The sequence below is a fragment of the Paenibacillus sp. 01T424 genome (assembly GCF_056398745.1).
The window spans coordinates 65990-77757 of record NZ_JBFTPZ010000033.1 but is presented as its reverse complement, the minus strand read 5'-3'; the positions used below and the strand labels follow the sequence as shown (position 1 = coordinate 77757).

Genomic DNA, 11768 nt, shown 5'->3' with positions numbered 1-11768 from the left:
CCAGCGTTCGTCCTGAGCCAGGATCAAACTCTCCAAATTGGTGTTTGAAATGCTCATTACTTTTTTATCGCTTTTTTCGCTTATCCCGAAGGATTTGCGAGGCAGTTATTACTCGTTGTTCAGTTTTCAAAGAGCAATCTTTTCTCTCTCGTCGACCGTGTATCTCGTTGGCGACCTAGATAATATATCATAGGCGTATATAGCATTGCAAGTGTTTTTTTTATTATTTACGAAAAAGTTTTCAACACTCCTATTTGCCTTCTAATTGCGCAATCGTTGCTTCGCTTCCTCCTCACCTATATTGAAGAAAGACATAAAAAAACGAGCTCTGCGATTTCCGCAAGCTCGTATAACTTCTAATATGTTTTTGTAACTGTATATTGAGCTGCATCCTTGATAAGCTCATACTTTTTCTTGCCCTTCTTTAGACCCGCATCAACTGTCGTATCAATCGTAACCCATTTCCCATCCAAGTACACTTCGTTCCAAGCATGATAAACATCCACATAAGTAGATTGTCCCATCAAGAGCTTCGTAGGGATATCCACGCTCCGCAGCATTGCCGCAAACAATGAAGCGTATCCGTAGCAGATATCCTTTCTCGATTTAAATGTGCGATCAATATTGGGGAGGTAATCAACTGACAGATTAGCAGCTAATTGATTATCATAACTTACATTCGTAATAATATACTCGTAGATTGCCTTTACTTTCTCCATATCCGTTTTTTTATTGCTCGCTAATTCTTTTGCCTTGACGATGGCGCTGCTCGCATTCGACCAGTCAATGTTCTGGATGGAATTCAAGTACAAAACCTTGTTGTCTTTCAAATCAAGCGTCACCGTTTCTTTCTTCGCCAGTTTGTATTTGTTGCCTGTTGTATTCTCTAGAACAGATATCGTATATTCGCCATTGCCAAGCTGCAATGGAAACTTCTCAGCTGTTTTTCCGCCGGTTAGATTATATGTATAGTTTGATGCGCCTTTTGCGATCATAAGCTTCGTTTTCACTTTAGTGTTCACTGCATATTGTACGGAGACAACACCTTTATCTAAATTCCCCGTATTGAGCCAATCAGAAGAGTCCGCTTCATTTGCCTGAACGACCGTTACATGGATGGATGCAAAAAGAACAAAAGCTGCGATGACTAACATAAATTTACGCATGAATATACTCCCTTCGGTAGCTGGCTGCCATCTTACGGAAGGCCCTTTAGCTTTGCGTCCCTACCTTTCGATAGGTTTGCCATTATCGTGTGAAGCGCTATGTGATGAATTTCCCTATAAAAACAAAAAAAGCCTGTTCATTCGGTAGCTGGCTGCCATCATACGGAAGGCCCTTTAGCTTTGCGTCCCTACCTTTCGATAGGTTTGCCGTTATCGTGTAGCGCTTTATTAGTTCTATTCTACCATATGAATCTAGCAAATCAATAGATTGTACTACAATATCAATCATAATTTGAATGTTTTTAAGGATTGTTGTTGCAAATTCTCGATATTAGAAAAAAAGAACCGTTGGCTGCTAAAAGCCAAACGGTTCCTTGTTTCTTTCTTATTCAGCAGAACGCTGATCTCTCATATGAGGGAACAACAGTACATCACGAATAGATGGAGCATCTGTTAGAAGCATGATCAATCGGTCGATACCGATTCCTAGTCCGCCTGTTGGCGGCATGCCGTATTCCAGAGCGCGGATAAAGTCTTCATCCATCTCATGCGCCTCGTCATTTCCATGCTCACGCTCAACAAGCTGCGACTCGAAACGCTCACGCTGATCAATCGGATCGTTAAGCTCCGTAAATGCATTAGCATGCTCACGTGCTACGATGAATAGCTCAAAACGATCGGTGAAGCGTGGATCTGCTTCGCTCTTCTTAGCAAGCGGCGAAATAGCAACCGGATGTCCTGTAACAAAGGTTGGCTGAATAAGCGTGTGCTCACCGAACTGTTCAAAGAAAGCGTTGAGAATATGACCAAACGTCATATGCGGATCAACGGCAACTTTGTGTTCTTTCGCCAAACGATGGGCTTCCTCGTCGCTCATTTCCACGCCGAAATCTACGCCAGTCGTTTCTTTGACAAGCTCAACCATGCTGACACGGCGCCACTGAGGTGTCAAATCAATTTCTTGGCCTTGATAAGTGATTTTCGTTGTTCCAAGAACCTCTTGCGCAATATGTGCGATGACATTCTCTGTCAATGCCATAATATCCTTGTAATCCGCATAAGCCTCGTAAAGCTCAATCATTGTAAACTCTGGATTGTGGCGAGTCGAAATCCCCTCATTCCGGTATACACGGCCGATCTCATATACTTTCTCCAATCCGCCTACAATCAGTCGCTTCAAATGAAGCTCGATTGCAATACGCATGTAGAGCTGCATGTCCAGCGCATTATGATGCGTTTCGAAAGGGCGTGCTGCAGCACCGCCTGCAATGGAATGCAGCGTTGGTGTTTCTACTTCTAAATACCCGCGGGAATCTAGGTAGCGACGCATGGATTGAATGATTTTGGAACGAGTAATAAAGGTTTGTTGGACGTCGGGATTCACGATAAGGTCAACATAACGCTGACGATAACGAAGCTCTACGTCTTTCAAGCCATGATATTTATCAGGCAATGGAAGAAGCGACTTTGTCAAAACTTCAATATCACGCGCTTTGACAGAGACTTCGCCTGTATTCGTTTTGAATACAACGCCTACTACGCCAATGATGTCACCGATATCCAGCAAGTCAAAAGCTGCAAACTTATGCTCTTCAACGGAATCTTTACGAACATAAATTTGAACCTTGCCGCTCAAATCTTGAATCGTAGCAAAACCCGCTTTGCCCATGCCGCGTTTCTGCATAATACGGCCAGCAATACGCACTTCAACCGCTTTTTCTTCTATTTCTTCTTTGCTGAGCCCTTCATAGGCTTGTACAATATCTTTGGCGTTATGAGTGCGTTCGAACTTTCGGCCGAATGGATCCACACCTAACCCTCTAAGCTCGTCCAATTTGTTTCTGCGAATTTGCAAGAGCTCACTTAGCTCCTGCTGTTCATTGTTTTCTTGTTCCACTTCTTTCATCTCCTTGATCATTCGGCAAAAGCAAGCAGCTGTCACCGGATTCATGCAGCAAAATCTCGTTTCGCAATAAAATATAAGCAATGTATAGACCTGTAATATACGTTCTTATATTTTAAACGTTCAAAAAGCTTCCTACAAGGAAGCTTTTTGAACCGCTCATAGCAAACATTATTTTTTGATATCGAGAATTTTGTATTGAATAATGCCGACTGGTACGCTAACTTCGACAACGGTGCCTTTTTTCTTGCCTAAAATCGCTTTACCAACCGGGCTTTCATTTGAAATCTTGTTTTGCAAAGGATCGGCTTCCGCTGTACCAACAATGGAATAATCCATTGTGTCGCCATACTCCATATCCTCAACCGTTACGATCGAACCGATGCTCACGGTATCAATATCAATATCGTCATTATTTATAATACGCGCATTGCGCAACATTTTCTCAAGGGTAAGAACGCGGCCTTCGATAAATGCTTGCTCATTCTTCGCATCTTCATATTCCGAGTTTTCGCTTATATCACCATAGCCAATTGCTACTTTAATACGTTCAGCTACTTCACGACGCTTGACCGACTTTAGGTTCTCTAATTCATCTTCGAGCTTTCGCAGCCCTTCTTGAGTCAGAATGATTTGCTTATCGTTCATCTTTCCGATTCTCCTGTCATGTGACTAATTTTTCATACCTTGTATGAATTCACTGTTACCTAATATATTACGCTTCTTATTCCTCATACCAACTGTTGTTTGAAGCGCTCTTGATGTCTTCGTTAGATTATATTGCACGATTATATTGCAAAGTTACCCTGAATGTCAATCAAAGCCAGACGACCCATTGAAACCGTTTCATTTCTGAAATGTAGAGCAGAAGCCGCATGATAGCGGCTTTTGTCGAATGGTGTCGGCTCGCTCCCGTTACGGGGTAAATCGCATAACCGATCTATTTGTATTTTAGTAAGCGTCTACTTCTGCAGAACCCGCTTCATTGCTGAAACAGCACTGACAGCTTGGAATTCTTCGTCCTCTCCAAGCGAGTGGACGTAGTTTTCCAAAATCGCTACCATCGGATCACAGCCGGTATGTTCGAGCAGCCTTTTTGCATCCTCTGGTGAGAAAACGTCGCCATTCCCAATTACGGGAATCGATACCGCTACTTTGACATCCTTTATAATGTCCCAATTAGCCTTACCCGTATACTACCATGCAAAATGGCCTTGTCGCTTACCATCTCCGCACATACAAGACCCGTTCCAAACTCCTTGGCAATTAATCAAAGGCAGAATAGCACACGCTTGCCATCGGCGCTAGCACCACTCTGTTCTTCATTTCGATGCCACCGATTTTCAGCATGTCACTCCTTCCTCCTCTTCTAATTGCTTATGGTTCATGTCTTGTGTACCAGACAGCACTATTCACGGTTATCAGACATTAATTCCTCATAGCTGATTCCGAGCGTCTTAGCGATATGATTTAATAACTTCGTATCCGTCTTTCTTGTTCCTCGCTCCAATGAGCCAAGAACGGCCACCGATACGCCAAGCTCCTTGGCCAGCTCCTGCTGAGTATAGCCCTTCAGCTTTCGAAAGGCTCTGACGCGCTGCGCCAATTGATTGTTTTCCATAACGTAATGCCTTCCTTTCCATCCAGAAGCGCTGCTTCAGATACTGCGCTTACCTCGGACTGCAGCCGATGTGTTTGATCCAAAACATCATGCAGCGGAACGAGAACGAACGACCGCTCCATCATACGCGGATGCGGCAAAGTTAATTCCTCTTGATCCATTCTGACATTATCGTATAGGAGCAGATCAAGGTCAATGGTTCTCGGTCCCCAACGAATTTGTCGAACTCTACCGAGCTGCTGCTCGTACTCCAAAAGCTGACGCAAAAGCATTAATGGAGATAGTGTCGTTCGTACAGCTAATGCCATATTGATAAAGGGCGGTTGCTCTGTGTAGCCTACCGGATCAGTCTCATACATACCCGACACTTTGCTTACCACGATGTTCGGGTGCGCATCGATGAGGCTAATCGCTTCCAGCAGCAGTTGCTCACGGTTTCCCATGTTAGATCCTAAAGCAATATATGCCTCTGCCTGTGCGCCATCAAGCGGGAATTGTTCGTCCATCATTGTCCCGCTTTCTTCGCAGTTCTACCGTTACTCCGTCAAAATGGATATCAAACGGCGGGTTAGGCTTCGTTACTCGAACCGTCACTTCATTTACCATAGTATAAACTTCCAGTACTTGCGATGCAATGTGACCTGTTAAAGCTTCGATAAGCTTAAACGGAGGGCCCTCTACAATCGTTTTCGTGAGAGCGTGGATTTCTGCATAATTCACCGTACTGTTCAAATCATCGGTTAACGCCGCTTGCTCCAAATCCATATTGAGCTCAACATCCACATGATATTTCTGGCCTAGCTTGTTTTCTTCAGGAAATACGCCGTGGTAGCCGTAAAACCTCATCCCTTTGATCATCATTTTATCCATTATAGTCACTCTCCTAACGATGTACCTTATTTAAAATAAGAAACGGCATTCAACAACACAATTAATGTCGATATAAAATGGCGTCCGTCATAAGTGCAGTACGCTTAATTGCACGCACATCATGCACACGTACGATTTGGCAGCCGTGCGCAATGCCAAGAGCAACCGTCGCAGCCGTTCCCTCAACAAGCTCATCAACAGGCAGATTCAGCGTCTGCTTAATGAATCGTTTACGCGAGGTACCAAGCAGCACCGGATATCCAAGTGCATGCAGCTCGGATAGACGGCCAAGCAGCTCCAGATTATCCTCATAGGTTTTGGCAAAACCAATACCCGGATCTAGCCAGATTTGATCTTCAGCGATGCCCGCCGTTCGCGCAATGCTTACACTGCCCTGCAAATCTGCAAGTACATCGGGAACAAAATCATTATAGTCTCTCGCATGGCGGTTATGATTGATGATGACAGGACAAGCATATTCAGCTGCAACTGCGGCCATATTAGGGTCGCCCTTAAGCCCCCAAATGTCATTAATAATATGAGCACCCGCCTCTAACGCATGCCGTGCAGTCTCAGCTTTGTATGTATCGATGGATAAAGGAATGTGCGGCAGCGCCTTACGCAAAACCTGAATAACAGGAAGGATACGCCGCAGCTCTTCCTCCACTCCCACCGGCTCAAATCCTGGACGTGTCGATTCACCGCCAATATCAATAATATCAGCGCCTTCCTCCACCATCGCTTTCGCACGGGCAAGAGCCGCATCCACACTCGTGTAGCTCCCGCCGTCCGAGAAAGAATCAGGTGTCGCATTCAAAATGCCCATAATTAACGTACGCCCGCCTAACTCCAGCCTCGTTCCGCTGCCAAACACATATGTTCTTTTATAGAAATTTGGTTGTTGATCCATTGTTAGACCGCCATCCTTCTTCTTAATGTTACATGATTATAGAGCTTAGATAGCTCCAGCATCACCGTCAATTGTCGTCTGTCGGTAAAGAGTAAGCAATTGCTTTGTAATAGAACCTGCTTGACCGTTGCCGATAACTCTACTCACCCCGCCAGCTTCTGATAACAGAGTAACGGGAACGAGCTCCTGAATGGAATTGGTAAGCCAAATCTCATCGGCCGTTTGCAGCTTCTCCAAGCTATAAAGGCCCTCTTCGGTTTCATACCCTGCACTGCCAGCCAGCTCCAGAACTCGCTTGCGTGTAATGCCCGGCAATATGCCGGTGGCCAGTTCAGGCGTATATACAACATTGTCCTTAGCAAAAAACAAGTTGCTCACGATTCCCTCCGCCAACCATCCTTCTCGGCTGAGCATAAGACCCTCGGCCCCAGGCGCAGCACCACTGGCAAGCAGCTCTCGCTTAGCAATAATATTGTTCATATAATGGAGAGACTTAAAGCGAACCTCGCCCTCAGGCGTATTCCTCCTTGTCTGCAAAAGCCGCAGCTCCCGTCCGCGCATATGAACCGCATCATTAACCGGCGGCAAAGCCTTTACAAGCATTAACACATTCGGCTGTTCATAATCTCCTGTCGGCAACCCTAGCTCAGCTTCGCCTGCACTGACGGTTAGTCTTATATAGCCATCTTTTAATTCATTCGCCACAAGAAGCTCGTTAACGGAGCTGCTCAGCTCCTCCATATTAGGCGTGTACTGAATTCCTAGCTGATCACAGCCTGAGCATAACCGCTTCATATGCCTATCTAGTAAGTAAGGCTTCCCCTCATACGTGCGGAAAGTCTCGAACAAACCTATACCGTACAAAAAGCCGTGATCATAAACTGAGATCACGGCTTCGCTCGCATCCATTACGGAGCCGTTCAGTTCGACCTTCATCGCACTGCGCCCGTCCGATTTTGCAAGAAATTACGAAGCATCGTCAAGCCATGCTCCGTTATAATGGACTCAGGGTGAAATTGCACCCCTTCAATTGCATATTCCTTATGACGCAAACCCATAATYTCTCCTTCATCGGTTTCCGCTGTTATTTCCAAGCAATCAGGCAGCGTTTCACGGCGTACGATAAGAGAATGATAGCGAGTAGCGGTAAAAGGTGATGGCAAACCTTCAAACACGGACTTTCCTTGATGATAAATGGCAGACGTTTTGCCGTGCATCAGCTTCTCCGCACGTACCACTTCCCCGCCAAATGCTTGTCCGATCGATTGATGACCAAGACATACGCCAAAAATCGGGATTTTACCTTTAAAATGCTCGATTAGAGATAAACTAATGCCCGCTTCATTCGGTGAACACGGACCTGGTGATATTAAAATATGATCGGGCGCTAATGCTTCGATTCCGGCTAAATCTATTTCGTCGTTTCTTTTTACCGTAATATCTTCCCCAAGCTCACCCAAATACTGCACTAAATTGTACGTAAAGGAATCATAATTATCGATGACAAGAATCATGTTAAGGCTCCCCCTTTTTCCGTTTCCGCTGCCAAATCGACTGCTGCAAACCGTTCGCTGTACTGAATGGCCTTCCATAATGCCTTCGCCTTGTTTAGCGATTCTTTATATTCCCGCTCCGGCTCAGAATCAATAACGATGCCTGCTCCCGCTTGAATATGAACAACGCCTTCCTGAAGCACCATTGTTCTAATAATAATATTAAATTCCATATCTCCGCTGTAGTCAATCCATCCAAGCGAGCCCGTATACGGTCCTCTGCGTGTCGGTTCAAGCTCTTCTATGATTTCCATTGTGCGAATTTTTGGAGCACCTGTAATCGTTCCTCCGGGGAAGGTAGCCGATATAACATCGTAAGCATCTTTGCCGTTTGCAAGCTGTCCTACTACCTGAGAAACAAGATGCATAACATGCGAATATTGTTCAATAACCATAAACTCTTCGACCTTAACCGTACCATAGGTTGAAATCCGCCCAAGATCGTTCCGCTCCAAGTCAACGAGCATAATATGCTCCGCCCGCTCCTTCTCATTCGTGAGAAGTTCGTCAGCCAGGCGCCGATCCTCTTCCTCTGTCCGCCCGCGTCTACGCGTTCCAGCTATCGGTCTTGTGATCAGCTTGTTATCGTTGAGCTCAACGAGAAGTTCAGGGGATGCAGATACAATCTGAAAATCAGGACAACGCAGAAACCCCATATATGGCGATGGGTTAACTAGTCGAATCCATTCATAAAGTTCTTCCGGCGCAGCCGCAATCGCTTTGCTCTGACGAACGGACAAATTCACTTGAAAAACGTCACCCTGCTCAATATATCGCTGAATGCTGCGAACGGCGTCCATGTATGCTTGCTTCGAGAAAGGGGATGTGATGCCAGAAATCGAATCCACATCCAATTGCAATAAATCATCTGTCAACAAGCGCTGACGTTCTGCTCGAAGCGATATCGCCTTCGCCTGGGCGCGCTCCTCATCAAACCAGGTTAACCAGTAGTCGGTCATCCCTTCCGCTCTAGATGAAGCACGGTCATAAGCAGCACGCAGCTCCTCTTGATCCGCATTTTGATCTACTTTTGAATGGACAGCACAATACACTTTTGATTGCTCATGGTCGATTATCCATATCTCATTCATTTGCATGAATAAATAATCAGGAATATCCTGATTATCCTCGGCTAGCACCGGCAATCGTTCGATCGAACGGATGACATCGTAACCCCAGAATCCGATACAGCCGCCAACCCATTTAGGCCCATTCTCAAGCTTCGGCCCCAGCAAACCGCTCATCCATTCTCTCACAACCTCAAGCGGCTTACCTTCCCAGCGGCGCTTGCTTTGCTCCTCTAGCGAATGGAATTGTATTGACTCTGCTTGCAGTCCTTTTCCACGGATAACCCCGTCAGGATGCAATCCCAAATACGTATATCTTCCGTCCTTGCCGCTTTCTAGTACAAAAGCATGCGGCGAAGCGTCCTGCCATACTTCTTCCCATGACGTTACGTTCGCCCGATTACCGAACTCAAAGGGTAATTCTTTAACGAATGGCAGCGTCGTATATTTCTGTTCGGCGTGCCACCGAGTCCATTGCTCTATCGCGGTGATCATCACCTTCAACCCCCGAATACTTGACTTATTTTGCTCAGTATACAGAATAGCTAAGTAAAAAGAAAGCCTTCCATTCCGAGGAATGAAAGGCTGTTCGATATAGGCAGTAAAAATTAGTTTTCGAAGTTGAACAGCGGTGTGGAAAGGTAGCGTTCGCCGTTGCTTGGAACAATCGCAACAACACGTTTTCCTTCGCCAAGCTCTTTCGCAACTTGCAATGCCGCATAGATCGCTGCGCCAGAGGAAATTCCGCAAAGAATGCCTTCTTCTTTCGCTGCACGACGAGCGTATTCAAACGCATCTTCGTTCTCAATTGTAATGACAGCGTCGTAGATATCACGGTTCAAAATATCAGGAACAAAGTTTGCGCCAATACCTTGAATTTTGTGAGCACCTGGTTTGCCGCCAGAGAGGATCGGTGAAGCAGCAGGCTCTACCGCGTAAATTTTAATACCGTCGAAGTTTTTCTTAAGCACTTCACCAGTACCTGAAATCGTTCCGCCAGTTCCGATACCGGCAACGAACGCATCAAGCTTACCATCAAGGGAATTGATCGCTTCGACGATCTCAGGACCTGTCGTTTCGCGGTGAACCTTAACGTTTGCTTGGTTTTTGAATTGTTGCGGCAGGAAGTAGTTCGTGTTCTCAGCAGCTAGTTCTTCCGCTTTGCGAACAGCACCATTCATACCTTCAGAACCTGGAGTCAATACTAGCTCTGCACCGTAAGCGCGAAGCAGGTTGCGACGCTCAATACTCATCGTTTCAGGCATAACAAGAATAGCCTTATAGCCTTTTGCAGCTGCTACAAGTGCTAGTCCAATTCCTGTATTTCCACTAGTAGGCTCAATAATAGTATCGCCTGGTTTTATGATTCCCTCTTGCTCAGCTACCTCAATCATACTGATTGCAATACGGTCTTTTACACTTGCACCTGGATTTTGATATTCAAGTTTCACATAAACTTCTGCACTGCCCTCAGGCACGATACGGTTTAAACGAACAAGCGGAGTGTCACCGATAAGATCTAGAACACTTTGTACAATTTTGGCCATGGAAATAACTGCCTCCTTATTCCGACTAATTCAGTTGGTATTTTCACTAATTACATCTTAACAATCTCTTGCATCCGTTGTCAATAGTGACTTTAACGCTCCAATGAAAACGCAGCACCGGGCAAAGCTATTCTGTTTTCACAGCATCATATTTCTCTAGTAGCTTATCCTCAATTTTGGTCAATGAGTCTGCACGTTCAAGCGCCAGCTGCTTGCGTACGGTATCTTGCAGCCTGCCGCCCGACATATTCGTTGTCATTTGGCGCTCGATAAGACGAATAACCGCATAACCCCCATCTACCTTAATCGGACCAGCAATTTCAGCTACCCGCAAACGACTGGCTGTTTCCATCATTTCGCGGTTATAGAATGGGTCATCTTTATCAATCAAGCCGAGATCGCCGCCTGTATCTGCTGTAAAAGAATCAATGGAATAGGAATGCGCCATCTCAGCAAAATCCTCGCCATCCGATAAAAGCCCCATCACGGATTTAGCTTCCTTCATCGTCTCCGTTATAATCCATTGCAGATGCAGCTGCATTTTCTCATCAAATTCCTCAGGATGATCGGTTATATAGAGTTCAACCTCTTCATCTGAAACATGAATGCCTCGCACGACGATTTTCTCCAGAAGCAAGCGGTAATGCAAGTCCTCCAACACCTGTTCCCGACTCATGCCTAATTGCTCTTGCATGACTTCAAAAAAACGTTCTTCACTATCGTAGCCTTCAATCATTTTATCAAGCTCACGGCTTTGCTCTTCTGCAAGTATGCTTAGCTCAGAGGCTGCAGCTTCTAAATCAATCGCTTTGTGAACCATTAACGTGCGCAGAACGGCAGCTCCATATTGCGAATGAAGCTCACCTTCCAAATCTGCAAGCGTAATGTTTTCCTTGCCCACTTTAGCGATAACACGACTACCATCCGATTGATTCGTTGGTGTTTGGCCTGGCTTGCTCGGTTCAGCCGTTTCTTCCCCACTGCCGACATTCGTTGGCTGCTGATTATCCAGCTGTCGATCATGACCCGGCCACACTCTAATTACGACGACTACCGATAATACCACCATGCATACGGCTTGAAGGATGACAACGGCCTTCAGCACCTCGTATTTCCTCATTGCCCTAATGC

The 11768-nt window shown here is 45.6% G+C and carries 12 protein-coding genes, 1 pseudogene and 2 riboswitches; all 13 genes and pseudogenes read right to left on the bottom strand.

Features of this window, described 5'->3' with window-relative positions:
* Positions 1 to 356 precede the first annotated feature (356 nt).
* Entirely contained in the window at positions 357 to 1166 is an 810-nt protein-coding gene (locus tag AC1DPK_RS23275) for a transglutaminase-like domain-containing protein (protein WP_477511779.1), read from the bottom strand.
* Positions 1167 to 1178: 12 nt separating this feature from the next.
* Positions 1179 to 1257: riboswitch (cyclic di-GMP riboswitch) on the bottom strand.
* 49 nt (positions 1258 to 1306) lie between these two features.
* Positions 1307 to 1385, bottom strand: a riboswitch (cyclic di-GMP riboswitch).
* A 166-nt stretch (positions 1386 to 1551) separates the two neighbouring features.
* Complete coding sequence (gene lysS, locus AC1DPK_RS23270) at positions 1552 to 3072, bottom strand: lysine--tRNA ligase (RefSeq protein ID WP_430061203.1); 1521 nt, start codon at positions 3070 to 3072, stop codon at positions 1552 to 1554.
* A 168-nt stretch (positions 3073 to 3240) separates the two neighbouring features.
* Positions 3241 to 3717: a transcription elongation factor GreA gene (greA, locus tag AC1DPK_RS23265; RefSeq protein ID WP_076271320.1), complete on the bottom strand. Its 477-nt coding sequence runs from the start codon at positions 3715 to 3717 to the stop codon at positions 3241 to 3243.
* 419 nt (positions 3718 to 4136) lie between these two features.
* Positions 4137 to 4419: pseudogene (locus tag AC1DPK_RS23260) on the bottom strand (tRNA-dihydrouridine synthase); the annotation flags it as partial.
* A 58-nt stretch (positions 4420 to 4477) separates the two neighbouring features.
* Entirely contained in the window at positions 4478 to 4690 is a 213-nt protein-coding gene (locus tag AC1DPK_RS23255) for a helix-turn-helix domain-containing protein (RefSeq protein ID WP_054025845.1), read from the bottom strand.
* Entirely contained in the window at positions 4642 to 5199 is a 558-nt protein-coding gene (folK, locus tag AC1DPK_RS23250) for a 2-amino-4-hydroxy-6-hydroxymethyldihydropteridine diphosphokinase (protein WP_477511778.1), read from the bottom strand. Before folK ends, AC1DPK_RS23255 begins: the two co-directional genes overlap by 49 nt.
* Complete coding sequence (gene folB, locus AC1DPK_RS23245; RefSeq protein WP_477511777.1) at positions 5174 to 5560, bottom strand: dihydroneopterin aldolase; 387 nt, start codon at positions 5558 to 5560, stop codon at positions 5174 to 5176. The genes folK and folB overlap by 26 nt, the downstream gene beginning before the upstream one ends.
* 61 nt (positions 5561 to 5621) lie before the next feature.
* Complete coding sequence (gene folP / locus AC1DPK_RS23240; RefSeq protein WP_477511776.1) at positions 5622 to 6470, bottom strand: dihydropteroate synthase; 849 nt, start codon at positions 6468 to 6470, stop codon at positions 5622 to 5624.
* 45 nt (positions 6471 to 6515) lie between these two features.
* Positions 6516 to 7406, bottom strand: coding sequence for an aminodeoxychorismate lyase (pabC, locus tag AC1DPK_RS23235; RefSeq protein WP_477511775.1), 891 nt, complete (start codon positions 7404 to 7406; stop codon positions 6516 to 6518).
* Complete coding sequence (gene pabA / locus AC1DPK_RS23230; protein WP_076271315.1) at positions 7403 to 7984, bottom strand: aminodeoxychorismate/anthranilate synthase component II; 582 nt, start codon at positions 7982 to 7984, stop codon at positions 7403 to 7405. The genes pabC and pabA overlap by 4 nt, the downstream gene beginning before the upstream one ends.
* A complete protein-coding gene (locus AC1DPK_RS23225) occupies positions 7981 to 9585 on the bottom strand; it encodes an anthranilate synthase component I family protein (RefSeq protein ID WP_477511774.1) in 1605 nt (534 codons plus the stop codon). Before AC1DPK_RS23225 ends, pabA begins: the two co-directional genes overlap by 4 nt.
* A 113-nt stretch (positions 9586 to 9698) precedes the next feature.
* On the bottom strand, positions 9699 to 10637 hold the full coding sequence (cysK, locus tag AC1DPK_RS23220; RefSeq protein ID WP_477511773.1) for a cysteine synthase A: 939 nt from the start codon (positions 10635 to 10637) through the stop codon (positions 9699 to 9701).
* 127 nt (positions 10638 to 10764) lie between these two features.
* Entirely contained in the window at positions 10765 to 11757 is a 993-nt protein-coding gene (locus tag AC1DPK_RS23215; RefSeq protein ID WP_477511772.1) for a peptidylprolyl isomerase, read from the bottom strand.
* Between the last annotated feature and the right edge of the window lie 11 nt (positions 11758 to 11768).

Bases quoted from the DNA above. Each gene is read 5' to 3' on its own strand.
- cysK (WP_477511773.1), bottom strand. From the start codon at position 10,637: ATGGCCAAAATTGTACAAAGTGTTCTAGATCTTATCGGTGACACTCCG.
- AC1DPK_RS23255 (WP_054025845.1), bottom strand. From the start codon at position 4,690: ATGGAAAACAATCAATTGGCGCAGCGCGTCAGAGCCTTTCGAAAGCTG.
- folP (WP_477511776.1), bottom strand. From the start codon at position 6,470: ATGGATCAACAACCAAATTTCTATAAAAGAACATATGTGTTTGGCAGC.
- folK (WP_477511778.1), bottom strand. From the start codon at position 5,199: ATGATGGACGAACAATTCCCGCTTGATGGCGCACAGGCAGAGGCATAT.
- AC1DPK_RS23225 (WP_477511774.1), bottom strand. From the start codon at position 9,585: ATGATCACCGCGATAGAGCAATGGACTCGGTGGCACGCCGAACAGAAA.
- AC1DPK_RS23215 (WP_477511772.1), bottom strand. From the start codon at position 11,757: ATGAGGAAATACGAGGTGCTGAAGGCCGTTGTCATCCTTCAAGCCGTA.
- folB (WP_477511777.1), bottom strand. From the start codon at position 5,560: ATGGATAAAATGATGATCAAAGGGATGAGGTTTTACGGCTACCACGGC.
- greA (WP_076271320.1), bottom strand. From the start codon at position 3,717: ATGAACGATAAGCAAATCATTCTGACTCAAGAAGGGCTGCGAAAGCTC.
- AC1DPK_RS23275 (WP_477511779.1), bottom strand. From the start codon at position 1,166: ATGCGTAAATTTATGTTAGTCATCGCAGCTTTTGTTCTTTTTGCATCC.
- pabC (WP_477511775.1), bottom strand. From the start codon at position 7,406: ATGAAGGTCGAACTGAACGGCTCCGTAATGGATGCGAGCGAAGCCGTG.
- lysS (WP_430061203.1), bottom strand. From the start codon at position 3,072: ATGAAAGAAGTGGAACAAGAAAACAATGAACAGCAGGAGCTAAGTGAG.